The organism is Shewanella sp. CAL98-MNA-CIBAN-0140, assembly GCF_040309905.1.
Lineage (GTDB): Bacteria > Pseudomonadota > Gammaproteobacteria > Enterobacterales > Shewanellaceae > Shewanella > Shewanella psychromarinicola.
This window is the reverse complement of sequence record NZ_JBEOPI010000009.1, coordinates 118086-140765: the sequence shown is the minus strand read 5'-3', so window position 1 is coordinate 140765 and position 22680 is coordinate 118086. Positions and strand designations below refer to the sequence as shown.

Genomic DNA, 22680 nt, shown 5'->3' with positions numbered 1-22680 from the left:
GTGCCATTGAGCTCTCATTGACCGCCCCCTCTATTTAATTATTGGATGATTTTAAGGGGTGACAACAATCCTGACACAGGGGGCTGTGTCGCGCACGGTTAACCATTGTTGGCCGTTGTGGAGCGCATTGATGATTTGTATCTTGCCGCCTGCGGGAGTGTAACGCAGGGCGTTATCGACCAAGTTGTTGAGTATGCGGCGCATCAGTGCAGGGTCGGTATAGATTTGGCTGGCATGGTTGATGTCAAAATCTAACTGAACCCCGAGTTTTTTCGCTCGTGGGGTAAAGGTTTGTTCAATATCGCAAAGCAGTTCACTTAAGTTGACTTGTTGCAGTTGCGCATCGATTTGGCCATTTTCGAGGGCGGCTAATTCTAACAGTTGAGCCAGTAGCTGCTGTAAGGTTTGGCCTGAGTTTGCCGCGTATTGGATCAGTGCTTGGTCACGTTCGTTTTCGGGCAATATTAACCAAGTATCGATATAGCCTAATAGTGCAGTAAGCGGGGTTTTTAAGTCATGTGACAAATGCAGTAAAAAGTCGTGTTTGGCCTGTTGTTGGCGTTTAACTTGCTGTTGTTGCAATTGGATTTCTTGCAATAAATGATTGATATGATGGCTCAGCAGGCTTATTTCTAAGCTGCCACGATAGCGCTGGGGGAGTATCAGTTTGTCTGACATCGGGGTGTTTTTAAGTTCTGTTAAGTCTTGAGCGAGTTTTTGGATTGGGCGGGTAAAATAGCGCAGTAAAATTACAAATAGCACTAAAGCAAAAATGATCCAAAATCCAATAGTGGCGCCCCAGATTTTAGGTTGGTTTTCGGCATTTATGAGTGTTTGCCAACTGTCATAATCTTCACCGCCAATGATGACATACAAATAACCACTGTGCAGTCCATCTTCGGTGATGAGTTTACTGGCGGAAAAAATCTTGTGGGTATCTTCGCTGCGCGGATCTGTGCCAAGTACTGGCAGGTTGTCGCCATTTAAAAACTGTTGAATGATTGCAGTATCGACCCGGTGAATTTTAATTTTTTCTTCTTTGGCGTCATAGGCTATCACTTTGCCATCTGGGTCTAAGGTGTAAATTTCAAAGCTTGGACCTAACAGCATAAAATCATGAAAGGCTTCTTTAAGCGCGGCGTCTGACGTTATCCCTTGTGATAGTAAAGGGTTGATGTGTGCCATGTGTTCAGCAAGTTGTAGATGCAGTGATTGCTGAATTTGGTTACGGTTAAATTCATGGTTAAGTTGCAACCATTGCCATAACGCTACAAACAGTAATAACACTATTATCGTTGATGCTAAAAACAATCGATTAAATAAACGATTCATTAGTGGGCTTGCACCTCTGGTGGTGAAAATTTGTAGCCTACGCCCCACACTGTTTTGACGAGATCATGTTCAGGTGAGCACACAGAAAGCTTATTGCGTAAGCGATTAATATGGCTGTTTACTGTGTGCTCATAGCCGTCGTAGTGATAACCCCATACCGCTTCTAACAATTGCATGCGGCTAAAGACTTGTTGCGGGTGTTTGGCTAAAAAAAGCAGTAAATCAAACTCGCGGGCGGTGAGGGTTAATGCTTTATTAAACGCGGTGACTTCACGGGTACTGGCGTTAATGGTTACACTGTTAAATTCAATTTGTTGGGTTTGTTCATGTTGGGCTTTACCGCGTCTTAATAGTGCTTTTACCCGTGCCCGCAGCTCTAATACGCTAAAGGGTTTGACCAGGTAATCATCTGCTCCTGCTTCAAGGCCCAGTACCACATCTGCTTCTGAATCTTTGGCGGTTAATAGCATCAACGGGACTTCCTTACCGGCTTGGCGTAGTTGCTCACACAATATAATGCCATCACCATCGGGGAGCATGCGATCCATTAAAATGAGGTCGAGTTTTTTATGTTCGATAATGTGCATGGCTTGCTTCAAGGTGGTGGCGTGATCGACGCTGTAGTTGAGTGTTTTGAGGTTAAGTATGATTAACTTAGCCAAGTCTTGTTCGTCTTCTACTAACAAAATATGTTGCGGACAAACATGGCCATTATGTTTCGCGGTTCCATTCATGGTGACTTCCTCAAAGCAAATCCAGTAATTGCATTAATACTTAGACCCGCTTTGAGGAGAATAAATTTCAATGTGGTTGAAATTCATTCAGTCGATACGACCGATTAAGATTATTCAGTACGCATAATGGTGACGGCTAATACCGGGTTATCAAAACGATGCGATGCCCCCAGTACTGAATCGGCTAAGCCATCGTACATTGAAATAACACCAGGATGAATATGGACAAAGTCGACATCATCACGGCTGGCGTTAAAACCTTCGCCGCCATCAGCAGGACCTGGCATAGTGCCTTTGGCTTCACTGTTGGCTTCAGTGCCAGCATCATAAGCCATAAACTTCATCGCGGTTGTTGCATCCACTTCCATACCGGCAATGGTGTAATTATTAATACCGGTAAAGGCATCGTTAGTGTTAACCAACATGGTGGCCAAACTAATGCTCGCTACGTCGGCTTCATCTAAAGTCAGCGTCAGCGTTTCTGACATGCCAGGCATTAATAAACCGGTGCCGTTAACGCTGCTTTCGATCACGCTTAGTGCAGCTATGTCGGCAGTATCACCAGCTTCAGCCATTTTCTCGAGTGCTTCGCTAGCCATTTCACCGGCGTTCCATAACATGGCATCACTAGCATGAGAGGCCAGAATAACCGGCGACATTGGTTGGTTAGCCGTCAGGTTAGTCACGGTCACAGTGAAGGTTTGCATCACTGGAGCTGGCGGGGTGACAACAACAGTATCATCATCGTCATCACCACAGGCAGTAAGCAGTGTTGCAGCAGCCAGCATGGCGATTAAGCTGGGCTTAAGTGTAAAGTCAGTGCGTTTCATGGGCTACCTCCTTATTTTACTGTCACCACAACTTTGGCTACAGGGTTCAACCAGCGATGAACGCGACTGTCTAGGTCACTCATACCGCCAGCAGGGTCCATGTCACCTAAAATGCCAGGGTGAGTATGCACATTGATGTTGTCAGAATTGTCCATCACGCCAGTGCCATTGGCTCCACCGTCACCACTAGGTGCCGCAGGAATACCCGGTACGCCTGACATGCCGCCGCCATTAATGATTTCATCATTGGCTTCTGTGCCCGCATCATAAGCATTGACATACATAGTGTACGTACCCGCTTCGGTAGGGATTTCCCAAGCATCTAAGCCCATAAAGGCATCGTTAGTGGGCAACACCATGGCTACGATAGATAAATGGGTGTTGTCGCCAGTATCAAGCATTACGTCACTGACATTGGCGCCAGCAGCAAGCAAACCCATTGCCGGGTTAGCTGATGTCACACCTGCATTACCGGTTACAGCAGCATCTAAGTCGCCAATATCACCGCCTTCAGCCATTTTTTGTAATGCTGCAGAGGCTTGGGTACCGACTTGAAACAAATGGCTGTCAGCGTCGTGGGCTGCAATTAACAGTGGGGTGAAGTGATTTCCGTGAGTTAAGTTTGTCACGCTAACTTCAATGTCAGCAGCGAACGTGGGTAGGCTGAATAATCCAGCAGCCATAAGACTTGCAGTCACTAGTGTACGTTTCATAACCGAGCTCCTTTGTTTAATTGCAACCAGTATGAACAAAGGATCTCACCTACTTATCGCCAAATTATCACAAAAGGTTAACATCGTTAACTTACCGATAATGACGTGTGATATGGTGTGCTAAAACCAACAATAGCTCATATCCACTAATGTTAAGCGTGGCGTTAACAGCTGAAGAAAATAGGTTAACAATGATTAGACAACTGACTGCCGCCGACTTTGATGCAGTGATAGCCTTGGGGGAAATAGTTCACGGCAGTGGTTATATGGATATCGCTGAACTGACAGCTATTTATCACAAAGGCATTAAAAATGGCATTAATGCCAATTTTGTCGCGCTTGAAAATGAGCAACTTATCGGCTTTCGGTTAACCTATGCTGCAGGACAATGGCCGCAAGACCAATGGTGTTCGGTGGATAAGTGGGGTGTTGATTTTGACGATGTGTGTTATTTCAAATCAAACACTATTGCTGAATCTGGCCGAGGCCAAGGGCTTGGTGGTAAATTATTAGCGGCGTCTAAAGCGGCAGTTATTGCTCAGGGTGCTAAGGCTGGCGTGAGCCATTTATGGCAGCAAAGCCCTAACAATGCCGCGGTACGCTATTTTACTAAGGCGGGCGGGCAGTTAATTGCGCAACACCCACAGCGCTGGCATCAACGTTATATGGGCGAAGATTATATCTGTGTATTGTGTGGTGAAGATTGCCACTGTGTTGCCTGTGAAATGCTACTGGTTTTTTAACGACATTCTAGGGTCTGTTGATCTTTGCTGGTTGAATTTTGTTCGAGATAAAAACGTTTTAATCGAGGCGAGTGGATTGCTGCCTAGCAATCTAAGCTACTTTTACTTAACGAAGAGTGACTCAACAAAGAGTAAAATGTTTTTAGCCGAACCCTACGGGCAGCGTTTGTTGGTCATTTTTACTGCGTTATCGACTTTTTGTGTAGAATAACTACACCACAAAGTCTCTGCCTTGTACAAATGAACAACAATTCGCTGCAAAACCAACCTTGAAAGATCAACAGACCCTAATAATCAATAATAACAAGAAGATGAATATGTACGATCCGCTGATTAACACCCATCCCAACAATCAAACGTTTGCTCCTAGCTATTGGGCGAGCACCCAAGCATTACCCGCACCAACAGCTGCATTGTCTGGCCGCCAACAAACCGATGTGGCTATTGTCGGCGGTGGCTACACCGGCTTGTTAACCGCATACTATTTAGCCACCGAGTTTAATATTGATTGTCAGGTGTTAGAGGCTAATCAGGTGGGGTTTGGTGCTAGCGCTCGCAATGCCGGTTTTGTGTTAAAAGGTTCGGGTCGTTTAGGTTATGCGGCCATGACTCAGCGCTGGGACTTAGCCACCACCAAAGGTATTTTTGATGAATTCACCCAAGCGGTCGCCCGAGTTGATGGGTTAATCAAACAACATAATATCGCCTGTGAGCCTCAAGAAACGGGATATTTAAAAGTGGCGCATAATCCCAAGGCGCTGGTGTCACTGCAAAACGCCGCTAACTATATTCAACAACATTTAGCCGACAGCCAAGACTCAGGTGCTGAATTTATCTCAAGCCAAGACTTTCGGGCGCAGTATTTAGATCATCATCAAGCCTATGGTGCTCTGCGCTTAAAAGATGGCTTTGGCTTAAATCCGCTTAAATTACTACTGGGTTATAAGTCGATGGTACAAAACCAAGGCGTGACGATTTCTGAGCAATCGTGTGTAGTAGATTGGATTGAGGAGGGCGGCAAGCACCGTTTAATCACCGATAAAGGCGAGCTGACTGCCAACAAGGTGATTATGGCGGGTAACGCTTATACCCCCAAACGTTTTAATCAAGGTGTAGACGATAAGTTTTTACCGATATTAAGCAATGTCATTGTAACTGAACCATTGAGTGAGCAAGAAAGCGTGGCAGCCGGTTTGCATACTCATCAGGTGACCATGGATACCCGCATTTTAAAATACTATTACCGATTATTACCCGACAACCGCTTGTTGTTTGGTGGTCGCGGCGCGGTATGGGGTAAAGATGCAGATAAGCCTATTTACGCTGAGCGCTTAAAGATGGCGTTAAATAAGTGTTTCCCCAGCTTAACGAGTAAAGCGATTGCCTATAACTGGACCGGATGGATTGCTGCGGCAATGGATGATATGCCTCATGTGTACAGCAAAGGGGGCGTGGGTTATAGCTTAGGATATTGCGGTGCTGGAGTGTCTTTTAGTAGCCAAGCGGCGTTTCGTTTAGCGCAAAGTATTGCCGGTGAAACCTTACCTAACCTGCCTTTATATCAACAACCGCTACCCCAATTTCCCTTTACCCAAGCAAGGCGCCTTGGGCAATGGGGTTACTATCATTATGGTTGGTTAAAAGACCGCTTTGGTTAACCGACCACTTCTTAGTTAACCGACCACTTCTTAGTTAACCGACTACTTTTTAGTTAACCGACTACTTCGCCAGTGCTGATCCTAGTTTCGTCTAATGGCTCAATTTTAAAATTAAAATAGGCATAAGAGGCACTGATAAGAGGACAGACTAAGTTAAAGAAGGCGTACGGCAGGTAAGCTATTGTAGCGACGCCAAGCGTACTGGCCATAAAGGCACCACAGGTATTCCACGGAACCAGTGGACTAGTCACTGTGGCTGAGTCTTCTAAGGTGCGGCTTAAATTAACCGCCGCCAACTTACGGCGAGTGTACTCTACTTTTAGCATTCTACCGGGCAGCACGATGGCAATATATTGATCGGCAGTAATAATATTAGCGCCAATACATACCCCAAGGGTGGTAATGATCAAGCTGGTGGTCCCTGTCACCACGGTAAGAATACTTTCTAAAATACGGTTTAATAACCCAGTGACTTCCATCACGCCGCCAAAGGCCATTGCACAAAGAATTAGCCACACAGTGGTCACCATGCTGCTCATGCCGCCGCGGCTTAATAAATTATCTAATACTTCATCACCGGTATTGGCCACATAACCGTCAAACATGGCAATCCATAAGCCTTTTACCAACGCCACCATCGGCAATAGGGTGTCGTCATGGACAAAATCAATGACGTTATCAAACTGAAATAATGCCGCGCAAACTGCGCCAGCCAAGGTGCCTAGTATTACCGTTGGGAATGCTGGCATTCTGCGGTTAGCTAAGTACAACACCACTAACAACGGGATCAGCAAATGTATTCCTGGATTGTAGGTCTTATCCAATAAAGCCAAAGTATCTACGAGTTGATTTTCAATGGGCGCAGCGTCTGCGGTAAGACCTAAAAAGATAAATCCAATGAGGGCAATAATAATGCTCGGTACCGTGGTCCAGGTCATGTGGCGGATATGGCTAAAAATATCAGTGCCCGCGACTGCGGGTGCAAGGTTGGTGGTATCAGACATTGGCGACATTTTGTCACCAAAATAAGCGCCACTGATGATAGCGCCCGCGGTGATATTGACGTCTAACCCCATGGCAGAGGAAATACCCACTAAGGCAATACCCAATGTACCGGCCACCGTCCAAGAGCTACCAATACTAAGTGCGACAACGGCGCATAATAAGCAGCAAGCAGCATAAAAATAGTCTGGGTTAAGAATTTGCATACCGTAATAAATCATCGTCGGCACTGTACCGGCTAAAATCCACGTACCAATCAGTGAACCCACACTAAATAAAATTAATAATGCGCCAGTGGCAACCCCAATACTTTTGACGATACCGCGTTCCATTTGGTTCCAGCTATAACCATTTTTATAACCGATAATCATCGCAATACACGCCGCTAACACTAATGCGATTTGGTTCGCGCCAGATGAGCTGTCTGACGAAAATAGATAAACCGCCGCTGCAAGCATAATAATAAGGGAAAAAACGGGGATAAGAGCATCAAGCAAGCTGGGTTGCTTGTGCTCGGGAGGAGACGGGTTAGATGGCGCCGCTTGAGACATATTACTTCCTTTGTTGTTATTATTTTTGACCAATATCTCATTCGTGTGAGCTGGCTAAGTGTTATTGTAATAAGTTAGCAACTTATTTGTAACAAGGTTATATCCTGACATAAAAACCCGCCACAAGTCGAAGATTATTAGGCTTGAGTAATATTTTTTTGCCAGAGATATTGTTGCCATTATTGAGCGATGTGCTTGGTTAATTACTTTATGTGGCTAAATATGCTAATTGGCTGCTAGGGTTTGCATAAGTATTTGAGTTTGTTGTCTGGTGATACTAACATCTACTTTTATCTTTACTGCATTTTTTGATGTTATTTCTGTGATTATCTCAACAGAAAAAATCATTATCGACTGACATTTGTTGGCCTATTGGGTCACTCAAGCTCCTTTCTATCACCATCCCCTTGTTACAATACCATCATCAAGTTGAGACTAAGTCTGCTAGTTTTTCCATACTGTCATTTAAGTTATATCGTTGAAAAGTTATTGATGATGAGGGTTTATGACACCTGCTATAGCGTTACCCGCTTTTTAAGCCTATAGGCAAATGAATAAAAACAAAGTAAGCATGATAGTTGACCGCCAAGATCGCAAAAAAATAGACCGCACAGGCCCGTTGCCAACGGATTGGTAGAAAAGATATATCAAGGTCAAATGCTTGATCTTGATGTGTATGATTATAGACAAGAGACAAGAGACAAGAGACAAGAGACAAGGTAATAAAACTAGGCTTGAAGGCGATGGGCTTGATTATCTTTTTGGCTAAAGAATTCCTGAGAATTGAACATAGGATTATTCAGATTAAAACTGATGCTCGCGAGATCCTTGATGTTTTAGGTCTATACCAAGGTTTATAACAGCAAGGCTCCCGCAGAGTGCTTACTTTGGCGTGGTATTATTTAAGTGTTTTACAATAGCGTTTTCCGCATCTGACTTATCAGCTTTATCTTTGCTTGGGGTAATATGAGCCATAGCATTATGGCCGGTCATATCTTCTGCGATATGTAACCAATCAGGATGCCAATAGAAAGAGGTACCTGATACCGTGTTCCAATTATGAACCCCTGACTTTTCACCTTCATAAATCAGGTCGCTGGTAGAGTATTTCATTTTATCCTCCAAAAATAATCAATTTTTACATCATGTTAGTCTCAACCATCATATTTGATCGCAGTGACTATAGATTATAGGATGCGCCATGGATGAAGGTATTTTTGTGATGCGTATCACAAAATAATTGATTATTGAATACTAATGAAGCATCTATAATTATAACGGCACGTTATTTGGTATCAGACAAAACTCAATCAGTTTACGCGTTGGCGTTAATGGAATCGATTGCCGCTTCTCTTATCCCTGTTGAGATTAATAAGCCTTGATTTGAAAGTATTCACCACTTTGTATTGATGACTCATTTATGGGACATGCAATAAAAAACCCTGCGTTGTTCACAGGGCTGATTTGGGGTATTGCAGATGAGCGCTTATCAGTTTATGCGTTTTCACGTGCGATTGCGCGATAGGCAATATCGGTGCGAAAGTACACATCATCCCAATGGATGGTATCGACTAACGCATAAGCCGCTTGTTGCGCTTCTGTCACTGTGTTTCCTAATGCGGTGGCACATAAAACGCGGCCACCGTTAGTGACAACATGGCCATCTTTGATGCGAGTACCAGCATGGAATACTTTAGCGTGAGTATCGCCAAGGGTTAACCCGTCAATCACATCGCCTTTGTTATAAGCGTCAGGATAACCACCGGCTGCCATGACGACACCAACTGCAGCGCGAGGGTCAAACTCTGCGGTGACTTGGTCTAATTCACCACGGGTCGCGGCTAAGCAAAGCTCAACAATATCAGACTGTAAACGCATCATGATCGGTTGGGTTTCTGGGTCACCAAAGCGGCAGTTATATTCAAGTACTTTAGCGCTACCATCAGGCGAAATCATCAGCCCAGCGTATAAGAAACCGGTGTAAACGTTACCTTCTGCTGCCATACCGTCTATCGTTGGGCGGATAACATTGGCGATAGTCCAATCGTGAACGGCTTGGGTGACGACAGGCGCGGGAGAGTATGCGCCCATTCCGCCAGTATTCGGGCCTTGGTCAGCATTATCGCGGGCTTTATGGTCTTGGCTGGTGGCCATAGCAAGAATGTTTTTGCCGTCTACCATGACGATAAAACTGGCTTCTTCGCCGGATAAAAACTCTTCAATCACTACGCGTGAACCGGCATCACCAAACTTATTGCCCGCAAGCATATCGTCAATGGCTTCATTGGCTTGGGTTTGGTCAGCTGCGATGATCACCCCTTTACCAGCCGCTAAACCGTCGGCTTTAATGACGATAGGAAAACCGGTTTTAGTCGTGAGTTCAGTAACGTAAGCTTTTGCTGGCGCAATATCAGTGAAGTTTGAATACGCTGCCGTTGGAATATGATGACGAGCTAAAAAATCTTTAGTGAACGCTTTTGAAGATTCAAGCTGCGCCGCGCCTTTTGTTGGACCAAAAATAGCTAAACCAGCCGCATTAAAGGCATCGACTACGCCTAACGCTAATGGCACTTCAGGGCCGACAATCGTAATCGCAATGGCATTGTCTTTGGCAAATGCAACCAATTCGTCAATTTGCTCAACATCAATGGCAAGGTTTTCTAATTTGGGTTCTAAGGCTGTGCCGGCATTACCTGGAGCAACAAATACAGTGTCAACTTGTGCTGATTGGGCTGCTTTCCACGCCAACGCATGTTCACGTCCGCCGCCGCCAATAACAAGTACTCTCATTTTTAATCCTTTTATCGCTGCGTTATTGTGTCAATTTCTGCTTCAAGCATGCTCACCTATACTGATAAGCTGCATGTGCTTTCATTGAACCAGAAAAAATGGCTATGCTCTCATTCGTTTAACACAAAATGTAAACAGTATCGCTTGTCATATCGTTGGCAAACATCATTTAGCTAAAAGCACGATAGAAAAGCGATACCCATATTTGATATCAGAGTTTATTAATGACGGAAGTGACGCATGCCAGTCAATACCATCGCCATACCATGCTCGTCGGCAGCAGCGATGATTTCTTCATCACGAATTGAGCCACCTGGTTGGATGATACAGCTAATACCTGCAGCCGCGGCTGCATCGATACCATCACGGAAGGGGAAGAAGGCATCAGATGCCATTACTGAATTTTCAACCACTAGGCCTTCATCTGCGGCTTTAATACCCGCTATTTTGGCTGAGTAAACGCGGCTCATTTGGCCTGCGCCCACACCTATGGTCATACCGTCTTTGGCGTAAACAATGGCGTTAGATTTAACAAACTTGGCCACTTTCCAGCAGAACATTAAGTCTTTTAGTTCGCTTGCAGTCGGTTGACGCTTAGACACCACTTTAACGTCGGCTAAGTTCACCATGCCTTGGTCGCGGTCTTGCACTAACAATCCACCGTTAACGCGCTTGTAGTCTAAGCTGGTTGTCTTAGTATTCCACTGGCCACATTCAAGTAATCGCACATTAGCTTTAGCGGCAATGATGTCGCGCGCGGCTTGGCTCACTTTAGGGGCGATGATCACTTCAACAAACTGACGGTCAACAATGGCTTGCGCTGTGTCTGCGTCTAATTCTTGGTTAAAGGCGATGATGCCACCAAACGCTGAGGTTGGGTCGGTTTTAAATGCACGATTATAGGCTTCTAACAGGTTAGCACCTAATGCTACACCACAAGGGTTAGCATGTTTAACGATAACGCACGCAGGGCCTTCAAACTCTTTTACGCATTCAAGGGCAGAATCTGTGTCAGCAATATTATTGTAAGACAGTGCCTTGCCTTGTAACTGAATTGCGCTAGCAACAGAGGCTTCATCTATATTGGTGTTTACATAAAAAGCTGCTTTCTGGTGACTATTTTCACCGTAGCGTAAGTCTTGCTTCTTAACAAACTGAGAATTAAACGTGCGTGGAAACGTTGAATCATCATGGCATTCATCGGTGCTGTGTGCGGGAACCATAGTGCCGAAGTAATTGGCTATCATACCGTCATAAGCGGCGGTGTGTTCAAAGGCGGCAATGGCTAAGTCAAAACGCGTTGCTAATGTTGTGCTGCCATTGTTAGCTTGCATTTCAGTGATCACACGGGGGTAATCTTTGGCATTGACCACTATGGTGGTGTCTTTGTGGTTTTTAGCGGTTGAGCGAACCATTGTTGGGCCGCCAATGTCGATGTTTTCGACCGCGTCCGCTAAGGTGCAACCTGGCTTATCAACGGTTTCTGCGAATGGGTATAAGTTAACCACAACTAAATCAATAGGCTTAATAGCGTTTTGTTCCATGACGATTTCGTCAATGCCGCGACGGGCTAAAATGCCGCCGTGAATTTTTGGGTGCAGTGTTTTAACACGACCATCCATAATTTCTGGGTGACCTGTGTAGTCAGAAACTTCAATGACCGGAATGTTATTGGCCGCAAGTAATTTTGCAGTACCACCCGTAGACAGGAGTTCAACACCTTGTGCATGCAGCGCTTGTGCAAACTCAAGGATCCCAGTTTTATCTGATACGCTTAATAGCGCGCGACGAATTGGTCTGACATTATTCATTTAGGTACAGGGTCCACTAGTTTGATTTAAAGGATCTTTCGTAAAATAGAATCATCAAAAAGTCTGCTTTACCAAAGTCCCTCACCGTGAATTCTTATTGTGGTTACACCTTCTAGGTTATCTGTATCGTGATCAGGCGGGCGTATTTTATCGTAAAGAGCTTCTATTAGGTGTTTTTTCTGTGTAATTTCACAATATTGAAATAAGAACAAAGATACGTAAGAATAATCATTCAAAAACCCTTGACCTTGGATTAAACTCTAAGGTTTATACTTACGTTAATTATGCAATCAATGGCTGAACATATTATGTATCGAATAGGCGAACTTTCTGCCTTGTATGACATTAAGGCTGACACATTACGGTTTTACGAAAAGCACGGTTTGCTGTCGCCATCAAGCCGGTCTGATGCTGGATATCGATTGTATAACCATAGCGATTCCGAGCAACTTAAATTTATTTTACGAGCCAAAGCCGTCGGTTTTTCGCTCAATGACATTGCAGAATTATTGTCTATCGAAGTCGATAAAACCAACCGCGCTTGTGCTGATGTTAAAGGCTTAGTGGATACCAAGCTTGAGCAAGTGGAAGCCAAATTAGCCGAGTTACAGCATTTTGCAACCTCACTAAAAAGTTTATCAAATACTTGCTGTGGTGGCCATGATAGTGCCGAACATTGCTCAATACTCGAAGCGTTAGAGTCCTCTGATAAAGACATTATTGCTGAAAAAGAACATCATCACTTTGCCCAATCAGGTCGTAAGGATTAACAATGTTATTGACCAATTTTATCCACTTATTTTTAGAATCAGCGCCTTGGTTGTTACTTGGTTTGGTGCTTGCTGGGTTGTTAAAGGTATTTGTGCCAATGGCATGGATGCAAAAGCAACTTGGTGGACACGGGATTAAAACCGTTGTAAAAGCAGCATTATTAGGTGCGCCTTTACCTTTGTGTTCGTGTGGCGTCATTCCCGCAGCGGTGGGTTTGCGTCGTTCTGGCGCTTCAAAAGCCGCGACCACCTCTTTTTTAGTGTCAACCCCAGAAACCGGGGTTGATTCGATAACCGTATCTTATGTGCTACTTGGGCCTTTTATGGCCATTGTGCGACCTATTGCAGCCATTACCAGTGCAATTGTGGCCGGTTTATTAGTGGGTCGTGATGACGATGATGGTATTGCCGCGTCAGCTTCATCTAACGGAACAGCATCCAATGATTCACCTGCTAGTGCCAAGCCTGTTTCGTCATGCTGTGGATCTAAATCACCAACTACATCTGAATCAACATCACCATCTAAAACAACCACTAGCACAATGCAAAATGCCAGTGTAAAAATGACTGCGATTAAATCCGAAGCAGTTATGCCAAAGTCGCTCTTGACTCCAATGGCGCCAGCTCGTCCACTTGCTGGCAATGTGACAGGAGCAAAGCAAAGTAGTTGTTGCGGTAGTAAAGCCGCTGACCAGGCCGCAGAACCTAAACCTGCTGGAACGTGTTGCAGCACTAAACAAAAAGCTGAACCGAGTGTTGAAACTATTAAATCAAGCTGTTGCAGTAGTAAAACCGTGTCACAAGTTGACACTGCACCAGCAAGCAGTTGTTGCGCATCAACAGCAAGCCAACCACCTAGCGAAAGCGCCGATGAAGCCAGCTGCTGCGCATCGACTCAAGACATAGCAACGCAGTTGAAGCAAAATAGCGTGTTCAGTCGAGTCTTGTCTGGGCTGCATTATGCGGCCACCGATTTAGTCAGAGACACTACCTTGTGGTTACTGGTGGGATTATTTTTTGCGGCGCTAGTACAGACTTACGTGCCTGCTGACTTTTTAGTTAAATGGGGCGATGGTATTTTAGCCATGCTAGTGATGGTATTAGTGTCGATCCCAATGTATATCTGCGCCACCGCCTCAACACCTATTGCTGCTGGTCTACTATTAGCAGGGGTGTCTCCAGGTGCCGTATTGGTGTTTATGATGGCAGGGCCGGCAACTAATATTGCGACCTTAGGTGTGGTAACCAAGGAGTTAGGTAAACGGGCATTATTTGGCTATTTAGGCGGGGTGATTGGCGTCTCTTTGGTATTTGGAGTACTCGTTAATTATCTTGTTGCCACCTTTGGCTTTGAAGTTATGCCGCAAATTGGTGAAGAACACGCTTTATTACCAGAAGGTGTTGTCGCTGTGGCTGGGATTGTACTTGCGGTGTTAATGGCAAAAGTGTTGTGGGATAAGATCCCTAAAGGCAATAAAGAGAAAAGCTGTTGTTCATAATCAGTTAATCTCAATCGGTTTGCCAACATGAGTTAACCAAAATCAGAAAGCCAGTGATAACGTCACTGGCTTTTTTAGTGAGCGAACCTTAACCTAACAATGTGGGGGGAATTGAATCTCGACGATTTAACAGCGCTCAGGTAGTGGCTAATGACTACGATGCGACCATGCTACGAAGGGGGGAGGGATTTATTCTATTCCATTTGGGCAAGATAGTATCGAGACCTATAGTTTCCATACTTATGACATCAACAAATCTGTTTGGCAGTTTAAAGTGGCAGTGAAGTACAAGTGTTAATGTCGGTGAAATAAGCTACTAACATAAGCTACTAACAAAAATACCGAGCCATTGGTTCGGTATTTTTATGTTGCTGATAATATTTGTACATGAAGCTTTTTATAAGCAAATAGGGATTATAAAAAAGCGACTCGCAAAATAGCCTGTAACAACCGCTATTTACACGTAAAACCAGTTACAGGTTATTTGATTTTACTGGCAAAATTTTCAGGTTCATTTTTAGCGTGCTTAACCGCGCGTTTTTCTTTTAATGACAATGCCGGTTTTTTCTTCGCTTCTTTTGAATTATTACGTTCTTTGCTCATTGGTATGACTCCTAGTACGCATCATGCGTGACTAATAAATAGTAATTTCTGTGCCAGTATCGAATGTGCCTATTAATCAGTCACCAGATACTCACTTAGCCTTTTAACAATTTACTGAACCAAACTTAACATTGATATTGCAAATAATTGTGTGAAAGAACTTACCTCTATAATCGAAATTAATCACCTAGTAAGTTGATATTAGCACCTAGCCAGTTAAAAATAGCTATATATCCTATAGATTATTTTGTGCTAAAAATGCCATCTTTAATTATGATTGTTTTGCAGGACAAAATCGGGAATTTCAAGTACACCCTCACCCCAGCGTTCAAATAAGGCCGCATATAAAAATTCAACGAAAACGCGGTATTTACGCGGCAGATAAACACGCTGTGGGAAGCTGAGTGTGACCTTGGTTTGCATCATCGGGAAATCTTCTAATATCGGGATCAGTTGTTGACTATCGATGGCTTCTTGCGCAATAAAAACCGGCACTGCAGTGATCCCTAAGCCTTCAATTGCCGCTTCGCGGGCAAAGGTGACATTATTAACCTTTAGCTGTGCTGGAGGATCGAGTTCGACCCATTGGTTACCATCAAAAATCCGCCAACTACCATCAATGTGGGCAGACTGTAATTTAATCGCGGTGTGGTTCATTAAATCTTGCGGTTGTTGTGGTGTGCCATGACGCTTGAGATAATTTGGGCTTGCCATTAAGAGTCTACTGGCGGTGACGAGTGCGTAACTTTGCAGCTTAGGGTCGTGCTGTTCGGTAATTTGAAAGAGAAAATCGACGCCTTCTTCTATCACATCCACTTTCCGATTAGTGAGTTCTGCATCAATGGTGATACTAGGATAAGTCGCCAGAAACTGCGCAAGAATACGACCTAGATATAATTGACCGAGCTCGATAGGGCAAATCACTTTTAAGTTGCCTTTAATCTCTTGCTGGCTGGCGCTGAGGAGATCTTCGGCATTTTGTAAATCTTGCAGAATTTTACTGATGCGATGGTAATAACTCGAACCTGCTTCAGTCAGTTTTAATGATCTTGTGGTGCGAAACAGTAGTTGCACCCCGGCATCAACTTCAAGTTCAGCAACCTTGCGACTCACAGTGGCTTTGGTTATTCCCAGGGCTTTGGCTGCACCGGTAAAACTGCCTTGTTCTACTACTTGGGAGAAAATTTGAACGCGATTGAGGTCCATATTGTTACACCTGTGAAACAGTGGGTTGAATTTTTACTATCTAATAAACTAAAGGAAACAGTAGTAAACTAGAGCAGAATAAATTAGGAGTCAAACATGTCTATCAATAAGCGGTTAGTGTTAGTGCCAAGTATTATCGCTGTGTTAGTTGTCGCAGGTGTTTATTGGTGGTTACAAGTTCGATTTATCGAGTCAACGGATAATGCCTATGTTGAGGCGGATATTTCTAATATTAGTGTCAAAGTGCCAGGTTATATTGTCCAGTCTGCGGTGGTTGACAATCAACATGTCAGCAAAGGTGAGCTACTGGCTCAACTTGAAGACAGCCAATTTGTGGCCAAGCTAGCCCAAGGTAAGGCGGTGTTAGCCAGCTCGCAAGCTAACCTACAAACCTTAGCGGCGAAAGTTGACTTGCAGCAAGCGTTAATTAATCAAGCTAAGGCTGCTGTAGTGGCCTCACAATCTGAGCAATTAATTGCCCAGCAACAATTACAACGTTCACAGAAATTAAAAGTCAGTAATTACAGTTCACAAAATGATGTTGACCAACTGCAGGCGGGTTTCGACTCTGCATCGGCGCATGTTGATGAAGCGCAAGCTGCGTTAGTCGCTAAACAACGTGAGTTATCGGTGTTGAATGCTCAGTTATTGCAAGTGCAAGCGGATGTAGAACAGGCTATGGCCAGTGTCGAGTTAGCTAATATTCAACTGGTCGATACGCGCGTTACTGCGCCATTTTCAGGGATTATAGGTAAGCGCGGTGCAATGGTCGGTCAGTATGTTCAGCCTGGTCAAGCATTGTTTAGCTTAGTGCCAGATACCCAAGTATGGATAACGGCTAACTTTAAAGAAACTCAAATTGAGCACATGCAAGCAGGACAAACCGTTAAGGTAAGTTTAGATGCCTATCCTGATGATGAGTTCAGCGGATTCATCGACAGTTTGGCACCCGCATCGGGTTCTAAATTTAGCTTGTTACCCACTGAAAATGCTACCGGTAATTTTACTAAGATTGTCCAGCGTATTTCGGTGCGCATTCGTCTTGAGCATGATCAACCGTCATTCGCTATAGGGCGTATTCTACCTGGTTTGAGTGCGGTGGTTGAAGTCGATACAGAGTCTGCAGCACAATCACATGCACTTGCTAAGGCGCTGGTTGGCCAAGCTATATCTGCGACTGCAGGGCATTGATATGAGCCAATCAGCTTTTGAGGTCAATACTTCTGAAGTCAGTCCTGTGAGTACAGTGGATAACAAACCGATAGGTTATCAGCGTGGTAGTTTGCGATCTTGGGTGGCCGTTGCTGGTGGATTAATTGGCGCATTTATGGCGATTTTGGATATTCAAATCACCAATGCGTCGATGAAAGAAATTCAAGGCAGTTTAGGGGCCACTTTAGAGGAAGGTAGCTGGATTGCTACCGCTTATTTAGTGGCGGAGATGATCGCCATTCCGCTGTCGGGTTGGCTGAGCACTGGGTTATCGACTCGTCGCTATTTACTGTGGACTACCGCTGCGTTTATTGTCGCTTCTATATTATGTTCCTTCTCTTGGAACCTCGAAGCTATGATTGCTTTTCGCGCTTTACAGGGCTTTTTTGGCGGGGCATTAATTCCGTTAGCATTTCGACTCATTCTTGAGTATTTACCCGATAATAAGCGTGCTATAGGCATGGCGCTATTTGGGGTGACAGCCACATTTGCGCCCTCCATCGGGCCGACGTTGGGTGGTTGGTTAACTGAACAATTTAGCTGGCATTATTTATTCTATATCAATGTCCCGCCAGGTTTATTAGTGATGGCGATGTTAGCTTATGGTTTAGAGCGAAAACCGATTATTTGGGATAAGTTAAAAAACGCAGATTATGCTGGCATTGTGACCATGGCATTGGGTATGGGCTGCCTAGAAGTTGTTTTAGAAGAAGGCAATCGTAAAGACTGGTTTGGATCTGATCTTATTCGTAATCTCGCTATTATTGCAGCGGTTAATATCAGTTTATTTATTTGGATCCAGCTGCGTAAAGCGCAACCATTAGTTAATATTCGTCTTCTTGCTCAGCGAGACTTTGCCTTATCGACTGTGGCGTACTTTTTACTGGGTATGGCGCTATTTGGGGCGATTTACATGATCCCCCTGTATCTATCACAAATTCATGATTACACCCCGTTAGAAATAGGTGAAGTGATTATGTGGATGGGCTTCCCACAGCTGTTGGTGCTGCCATTAGTGCCAAAATTAATGCAAAAATTTGATCCGCGTTATTTAGCGGCGTTTGGGTTTGCTTTATTTGCGACCAGTTATTATATGAATAGCCATATGACTATTGATTATGCTGGCGATCAGATGATTGCCTCGCAAATAGTGCGAGCTATAGGCCAACCGTTTATTTTGGTACCTATTAGTATTTTGGCGACAATGCATCTTCAAGCACATGAAAATGCCTCGGCATCGACGGTGCTCAATGTGATGCGTAACTTAGGCGGGGCGTTTGGTATTGCGTTGGTAGCAACCTTAACCGATAACCTCGCAAGGGTTCATTTAGCGCATATTAAAGAGACGTTACCTGCCGTCAGCGCGCAAGCCTATAACTATATAGCCCATACCAGTTCGATACTGCAAACGGCGGGGTCTGATGTGGTGAGCGCTAATTCACAGGCTTATGCTTTGCTTGCTAAAAACATGTCACAACAAGCGTATATTCAAGCCTATAATGATGTGTTTTTTATTATGGCATGTTTTCTTTTTATCGCCGTATTAGCCGTACTATTTATCCGTAAACCACCAGAAAAAAGCCAGTCAGATGAGCCCAGCGAGGTGCATTAATCATGCTAATATGGCGTGCGAGTATGACGAGAGTAGAGCAGAGATAAATAAGGTTTGTGATGACATTAGAATGGTTAGACCTTGGTTTTTCTGAATTGACGCTTGAACAGCTTTACGGCTTATTACAATTACGAGTCGATGTGTTTGTGGTGGAACAAAATTGCCCTTATCCTGAGTTAGACGGTAAAGATAAACATCCGCAAACAAGGCACTTACTGGGGCAAGATGAACTCGGCAATATAGTGGCTTATAGCCGCGTGTTAGCGCCTAGCATCAGTTATCCTCAGGCCAGTATCGGCCGTGTTGCTGTCGCTAAATCGGCACGAGGCCATGGCGCCGCTAATCAATTAATGCAAGCTGCTATTGCCATTGCAAAACAACATTGGCCCAATGACAATATCCAGATTGGGGCGCAAGATTATTTACGTCATTTTTATCAACAACATGGTTTTGTTGTGAATTCAGATGTGTACCTTGAAGACGGCATTGAGCATCTTGATATGTTATTAATTTATTAATGTAAGGAAAAATAATGTCAGATTACGCAATTAACACCCAGCAAATTGTTTGTGTGGCCCAATTTGTGGCTAAAGCGGGCAAACGTGACGCCTTAGTGGCGGCATTGGCGAGTTTAGTGCCTGATACTCGACGTGAGGTAGGCTGTATTCGTTATGAACTGAATGTCAGTATTGATGACGACAATAAAGTCGCCTTTGTTGAAAAGTTTGTTGATCGTGCAGCATTTGATCAACATTGCGCCAAAGAGGCTATTCAACATTATTTTCACCATGTAATGCCAGAACTGGTTGAGTCACATCATGTTGAAGTGTTTAATCAAGTGATCGCTTAACCGGACTCTTTTACTGCGCAGTTTATTATCCCCGTTTAACATCGACAATCAGTTGAGATTGCCAAAACGGTATTGCAAACACCAATATTGCATACACAAAAATGCCAGTCTTCACAGACTGGCATTTTTTAACTCATTTAGGTGTTAAGCCGAAGCTAGTACCAGAATGATTAGAAGTCGTAACGTACGCCAACAGTAAAGATGTTGTCATCTTCTAAATCAATTTTTGCTAAGGCAACTTTATGATCGCCTTCATACATTGCATAGTGACCATAAAGCAAAGTTGACTTAGATACACGATAATCTGCACCCACAGTTATTTGGGTTACATTAATGTCAGTGCCAGTAACCGATCCAGCATTAGAAACGCTGTTTTTGAAGTATTTACCATAACCTGCATCGTCTTGACCGTATTCAGCTTTTAGATTTACGCCGTTTAGGTTGTAAGAGACATTAACTAAGAATGAATCACCTTCTTGGTCATTTGTTTGGCTTTCTGTATTTTGAAATAAACCACCAACTTTAAAGTCGCCTAATTTAACTTGGGCCACACCACGGTAAGAATCAGTTCCGTTAATCGTGTTATACCCAGCAGCTAAGTAGAAATGGTGTGCTTTGAATTTCTTATCACCAACAGTAGCACTCAATGCATACTGGTCATCATAAGAATCTTTACCGGCGTCATCGGTGTAGTTGTCTTCCATTAAATAGGTTGCATTTAATGTGACTAAACCACCGATCATTGGAGAATAATACCAAATAGCATCGGCGACACGATCTTGATCGTCAATCATGCGATCAATATCGGCATTTGTGTTACCAAATGCATCGAAACCACCTTCAATCTGTTTGAATACGGTGTCGTTACGGCCGACTAACACTGTACCAGCATTAGTTTTAAGACCTAAATAGGTATTACGCGCTTTAAATACAACATTATCACCACTCTTGTCTTTAGTTTGAGTAGTGTTTTCAACTTGGAATTCCATTTTGTATAACAATTCAATATCGTTATTGATGCGCTCACTACCTTTAACACCTAAGTTAGAAAAGTTGCTTTCTAATACAGTGCCTTCTTTAGTGTTTTGAGTTGTCGCGCCTTGATCAGAGTTGCTCACAGCCAAATCTAAACGACCATAGAAACTTGGGCCTTCAGCAAGTGTAGCGAAAGAAACTAATGTAAGTACAGATGCTACCGATGCAGAGATTAAAGTCTTTTTCATCATTCATGCTCCCTAGAACGTTATGTTCTATATCCATTTTTCATGGTTTTAGTTAGTGAAGTTTGTTGCAGATTATACTCTGTAACAATCTGGGGCACATTTTTTCAGATTTACTCCTTTCAAAGTGTGGCCTGGATCAAAAAACTGGCACCAGATGAAAATAGGTATGTAAATCTGTGACCACCACGGGCATTGGTATATGTAAGTCACTGAATTGTTTTAATCTAGATCTTTAAGAGATTTTCTATTGGGTTATAAACAGGCTGTCGCTCAACCGCAAAGGTTGCGAGAGTGTAATTTTTTGGCGTATTAATTTACATATTATGAATATTTAATCATAAATTTTACATATTGATTTTAATCGGATCATTAATTGAACGGGTTTAAAACTTTTTTTGATAAATGATTTTTACTTGGAGATTTTAGTTAATCATTTTTTATCATCAATATCGATTATTCAAAAATGTGACTATTTGGTGTTCTTCATGGAGCCCAAACTGACAATAACAAGATTAATATTGAGCTAATCGTGACAAGCATTTAGCTTTGAGGATAAATCGTATAAAATTGGCCGCGAAAAATAGTTGTTAATTAGGGCGTAACTCATGTTGTCAGAATCTTATACTCATCGTTTTGCGGGTGTCGGCCGTTTATATGGCCAAGCAGCACTGACGACTTTTTCGAAAGCTCATGTAGTCGTTGTGGGTATCGGTGGTGTCGGAACCTGGGTCGCAGAAGCGTTAGCAAGAAGTGGTATAGGACAGATCACCCTCATTGATTTAGATGATATTTGTGTCACTAATACCAACCGTCAAATACACGCATTAACCTCGACTATTGGCCAGTCAAAGGTTGAGGTTATGGCAAAGCGCATTCGTGAAATTAACCCAGAGTGTGTGGTTAATGAAGTAGAAGACTTTATTAGTTTAGAAAATCTCGCTGAGTATTTTAAGCCCGCCTCACAAGAGGGCAATATTGATTATGTGGTTGACTGTATTGATGCCGTCAAACCCAAAGCAGGTTTAATTGCTTGGTGTAAGCGCAATAAAATACCTTTAGTGACCATCGGTGGGGCGGGTGGACAAACGGATCCGACGCTCATACAAGTGACCGATCTCGCTAAGACAGTACAAGACCCTTTATTGGCCAAAGTGCGTAATTTGTTACGCCGAGATTATAATTTTACTAAAAACCTCCAACGTCGTTTTGCTGTTGATGCGGTATTTTCGAGCCAACATTTAGTCTATCCCCAAGCTGATGGTACGGTTTGCAATACTAAGGCAAATGCCGAAGGCAGTATGCGAATGGACTGCGCTTCTGGTTTTGGCGCCATAACCATGGTAACGGGAACGTTTGCCTTTGTTGCTGTTAGTCGTGTGCTGACTAAATTAGCCGCTAAGTCCGCTTAATATGCTTATTAAACCTTTAAGGCTTCTATTTCAGTTTCTACCAATATCAGTAGGTCGCTAACCACCAACATTAGTCCGCCAAGCGGCAGTGAAGATGTGTTCAAAAATATCTTTGGCGATATCATTGGCAAT

The 22680-nt window shown here is 43.6% G+C and carries 20 protein-coding genes; 9 read left to right on the top strand and 11 right to left on the bottom strand.

The features are described from left to right. Positions 1-51 precede the first annotated feature (51 nt). From AAEY93_RS06960 to AAEY93_RS06945, 4 genes are all read right to left on the bottom strand, one after another. On the bottom strand, positions 52-1332 hold the full coding sequence (locus AAEY93_RS06960) for a sensor histidine kinase (protein ID WP_351075657.1): 1281 nt from the start codon (positions 1330-1332) through the stop codon (positions 52-54). Further along, the gene (locus AAEY93_RS06955) at positions 1332-2066 is read right to left on the bottom strand and encodes a response regulator transcription factor (RefSeq protein WP_124014238.1); all 735 of its coding nucleotides are present in this window, start codon (positions 2064-2066) and stop codon (positions 1332-1334) included. Before AAEY93_RS06955 ends, AAEY93_RS06960 begins: the two co-directional genes overlap by 1 nt. A 110-nt stretch (positions 2067-2176) precedes the next feature. Continuing rightward, entirely contained in the window at positions 2177-2896 is a 720-nt protein-coding gene (locus AAEY93_RS06950; protein WP_351075654.1) for a spondin domain-containing protein, read from the bottom strand. 11 nt (positions 2897-2907) lie between these two features. Further along, positions 2908-3609: a spondin domain-containing protein gene (locus tag AAEY93_RS06945; protein ID WP_124014240.1), complete on the bottom strand. Its 702-nt coding sequence runs from the start codon at positions 3607-3609 to the stop codon at positions 2908-2910. A 191-nt stretch (positions 3610-3800) separates the two neighbouring features. Here AAEY93_RS06945 and AAEY93_RS06940 point away from each other — a divergent pair, with 191 nt between their 5' ends. Continuing rightward, entirely contained in the window at positions 3801-4352 is a 552-nt protein-coding gene (locus tag AAEY93_RS06940; RefSeq protein ID WP_124014241.1) for a GNAT family N-acetyltransferase, read from the top strand. 317 nt (positions 4353-4669) lie between these two features. Next, positions 4670-6010: an NAD(P)/FAD-dependent oxidoreductase gene (locus AAEY93_RS06935; RefSeq protein WP_124014242.1), complete on the top strand. Its 1341-nt coding sequence runs from the start codon at positions 4670-4672 to the stop codon at positions 6008-6010. 53 nt (positions 6011-6063) lie between these two features. Here AAEY93_RS06935 and nhaC read toward each other — a convergent pair whose 3' ends face one another. The 4 genes from nhaC to purH form a co-directional block, all read right to left on the bottom strand. Then, positions 6064-7563 carry a Na+/H+ antiporter NhaC gene (nhaC, locus tag AAEY93_RS06930; protein WP_101032939.1) on the bottom strand — a complete coding sequence of 500 codons (1500 nt, stop codon included), beginning with the start codon at positions 7561-7563 and terminating at the stop codon, positions 6064-6066. 882 nt (positions 7564-8445) lie between these two features. After that, complete coding sequence (locus tag AAEY93_RS06925) at positions 8446-8676, bottom strand: hypothetical protein (RefSeq protein ID WP_124014243.1); 231 nt, start codon at positions 8674-8676, stop codon at positions 8446-8448. A gap of 381 nt (positions 8677-9057) precedes the next feature. Continuing rightward, positions 9058-10353 (bottom strand): phosphoribosylamine--glycine ligase, encoded by a 1296-nt coding sequence (purD, locus tag AAEY93_RS06920; RefSeq protein WP_101032937.1) that lies wholly within the window; start codon positions 10351-10353, stop codon positions 9058-9060. Positions 10354-10574: 221 nt separating this feature from the next. Next, a complete protein-coding gene (purH, locus tag AAEY93_RS06915; protein ID WP_124014244.1) occupies positions 10575-12164 on the bottom strand; it encodes a bifunctional phosphoribosylaminoimidazolecarboxamide formyltransferase/IMP cyclohydrolase in 1590 nt (529 codons plus the stop codon). Positions 12165-12472: 308 nt separating this feature from the next. On the opposite strand from purH, the gene zntR reads away from it, so the two are divergent. After that, the gene (gene zntR / locus AAEY93_RS06910; protein WP_101034756.1) at positions 12473-12934 is read left to right on the top strand and encodes a Zn(2+)-responsive transcriptional regulator; all 462 of its coding nucleotides are present in this window, start codon (positions 12473-12475) and stop codon (positions 12932-12934) included. A gap of 2 nt (positions 12935-12936) precedes the next feature. Beyond that, positions 12937-14433, top strand: coding sequence for an SO_0444 family Cu/Zn efflux transporter (locus tag AAEY93_RS06905; RefSeq protein WP_124014245.1), 1497 nt, complete (start codon positions 12937-12939; stop codon positions 14431-14433). A gap of 480 nt (positions 14434-14913) precedes the next feature. On the opposite strand, the gene AAEY93_RS06900 is transcribed toward AAEY93_RS06905, so the two are convergent. Further along, positions 14914-15036, bottom strand: coding sequence for a hypothetical protein (locus AAEY93_RS06900; RefSeq protein WP_267898631.1), 123 nt, complete (start codon positions 15034-15036; stop codon positions 14914-14916). Between the two features lie 267 nt (positions 15037-15303). Then, entirely contained in the window at positions 15304-16242 is a 939-nt protein-coding gene (locus tag AAEY93_RS06895; protein WP_124014246.1) for a LysR family transcriptional regulator, read from the bottom strand. A 96-nt stretch (positions 16243-16338) separates the two neighbouring features. On the opposite strand from AAEY93_RS06895, the gene AAEY93_RS06890 reads away from it, so the two are divergent. Genes AAEY93_RS06890 through AAEY93_RS06875 form a run of 4 tightly spaced genes read left to right on the top strand, consistent with a single transcriptional unit; the run spans position 16339 to position 19916 of the window. Further along, positions 16339-17433 (top strand): HlyD family secretion protein, encoded by a 1095-nt coding sequence (locus tag AAEY93_RS06890; RefSeq protein ID WP_351075644.1) that lies wholly within the window; start codon positions 16339-16341, stop codon positions 17431-17433. 1 nt (position 17434) lies between these two features. Beyond that, the gene (locus tag AAEY93_RS06885) at positions 17435-19066 is read left to right on the top strand and encodes a DHA2 family efflux MFS transporter permease subunit (RefSeq protein WP_351075641.1); all 1632 of its coding nucleotides are present in this window, start codon (positions 17435-17437) and stop codon (positions 19064-19066) included. Positions 19067-19125: 59 nt separating this feature from the next. Further along, positions 19126-19584: a GNAT family N-acetyltransferase gene (locus AAEY93_RS06880; RefSeq protein ID WP_124014249.1), complete on the top strand. Its 459-nt coding sequence runs from the start codon at positions 19126-19128 to the stop codon at positions 19582-19584. Positions 19585-19598: 14 nt separating this feature from the next. After that, on the top strand, positions 19599-19916 hold the full coding sequence (locus tag AAEY93_RS06875; RefSeq protein WP_101032933.1) for a putative quinol monooxygenase: 318 nt from the start codon (positions 19599-19601) through the stop codon (positions 19914-19916). Positions 19917-20086: 170 nt separating this feature from the next. Here AAEY93_RS06875 and AAEY93_RS06870 read toward each other — a convergent pair whose 3' ends face one another. Beyond that, positions 20087-21139: a porin gene (locus AAEY93_RS06870; RefSeq protein ID WP_101034755.1), complete on the bottom strand. Its 1053-nt coding sequence runs from the start codon at positions 21137-21139 to the stop codon at positions 20087-20089. 605 nt (positions 21140-21744) lie between these two features. Here AAEY93_RS06870 and tcdA point away from each other — a divergent pair. Further along, positions 21745-22548, top strand: coding sequence for a tRNA cyclic N6-threonylcarbamoyladenosine(37) synthase TcdA (tcdA, locus tag AAEY93_RS06865; RefSeq protein ID WP_198554758.1), 804 nt, complete (start codon positions 21745-21747; stop codon positions 22546-22548). The last annotated feature ends 132 nt before the right edge of the window (positions 22549-22680 follow it).

Excerpts from the sequence above, each read along its gene's own strand:
- AAEY93_RS06960 (WP_351075657.1), bottom strand. The coding sequence starts at position 1,332 with ATGAATCGTTTATTTAATCGATTGTTTTTAGCATCAACGATAATAGTG.
- AAEY93_RS06955 (WP_124014238.1), bottom strand. The coding sequence starts at position 2,066 with ATGAATGGAACCGCGAAACATAATGGCCATGTTTGTCCGCAACATATT.
- AAEY93_RS06950 (WP_351075654.1), bottom strand. The coding sequence starts at position 2,896 with ATGAAACGCACTGACTTTACACTTAAGCCCAGCTTAATCGCCATGCTG.
- AAEY93_RS06945 (WP_124014240.1), bottom strand. The coding sequence starts at position 3,609 with ATGAAACGTACACTAGTGACTGCAAGTCTTATGGCTGCTGGATTATTC.
- AAEY93_RS06940 (WP_124014241.1), top strand. The coding sequence starts at position 3,801 with ATGATTAGACAACTGACTGCCGCCGACTTTGATGCAGTGATAGCCTTG.
- AAEY93_RS06935 (WP_124014242.1), top strand. The coding sequence starts at position 4,670 with ATGTACGATCCGCTGATTAACACCCATCCCAACAATCAAACGTTTGCT.
- nhaC (WP_101032939.1), bottom strand. The coding sequence starts at position 7,563 with ATGTCTCAAGCGGCGCCATCTAACCCGTCTCCTCCCGAGCACAAGCAA.
- AAEY93_RS06925 (WP_124014243.1), bottom strand. The coding sequence starts at position 8,676 with ATGAAATACTCTACCAGCGACCTGATTTATGAAGGTGAAAAGTCAGGG.
- purD (WP_101032937.1), bottom strand. The coding sequence starts at position 10,353 with ATGAGAGTACTTGTTATTGGCGGCGGCGGACGTGAACATGCGTTGGCG.
- purH (WP_124014244.1), bottom strand. The coding sequence starts at position 12,164 with ATGAATAATGTCAGACCAATTCGTCGCGCGCTATTAAGCGTATCAGAT.
- zntR (WP_101034756.1), top strand. The coding sequence starts at position 12,473 with ATGTATCGAATAGGCGAACTTTCTGCCTTGTATGACATTAAGGCTGAC.
- AAEY93_RS06905 (WP_124014245.1), top strand. The coding sequence starts at position 12,937 with ATGTTATTGACCAATTTTATCCACTTATTTTTAGAATCAGCGCCTTGG.
- AAEY93_RS06900 (WP_267898631.1), bottom strand. The coding sequence starts at position 15,036 with ATGAGCAAAGAACGTAATAATTCAAAAGAAGCGAAGAAAAAACCGGCA.
- AAEY93_RS06895 (WP_124014246.1), bottom strand. The coding sequence starts at position 16,242 with ATGGACCTCAATCGCGTTCAAATTTTCTCCCAAGTAGTAGAACAAGGC.
- AAEY93_RS06890 (WP_351075644.1), top strand. The coding sequence starts at position 16,339 with ATGTCTATCAATAAGCGGTTAGTGTTAGTGCCAAGTATTATCGCTGTG.
- AAEY93_RS06885 (WP_351075641.1), top strand. The coding sequence starts at position 17,435 with ATGAGCCAATCAGCTTTTGAGGTCAATACTTCTGAAGTCAGTCCTGTG.
- AAEY93_RS06880 (WP_124014249.1), top strand. The coding sequence starts at position 19,126 with ATGACATTAGAATGGTTAGACCTTGGTTTTTCTGAATTGACGCTTGAA.
- AAEY93_RS06875 (WP_101032933.1), top strand. The coding sequence starts at position 19,599 with ATGTCAGATTACGCAATTAACACCCAGCAAATTGTTTGTGTGGCCCAA.
- AAEY93_RS06870 (WP_101034755.1), bottom strand. The coding sequence starts at position 21,139 with ATGAAAAAGACTTTAATCTCTGCATCGGTAGCATCTGTACTTACATTA.
- tcdA (WP_198554758.1), top strand. The coding sequence starts at position 21,745 with ATGTTGTCAGAATCTTATACTCATCGTTTTGCGGGTGTCGGCCGTTTA.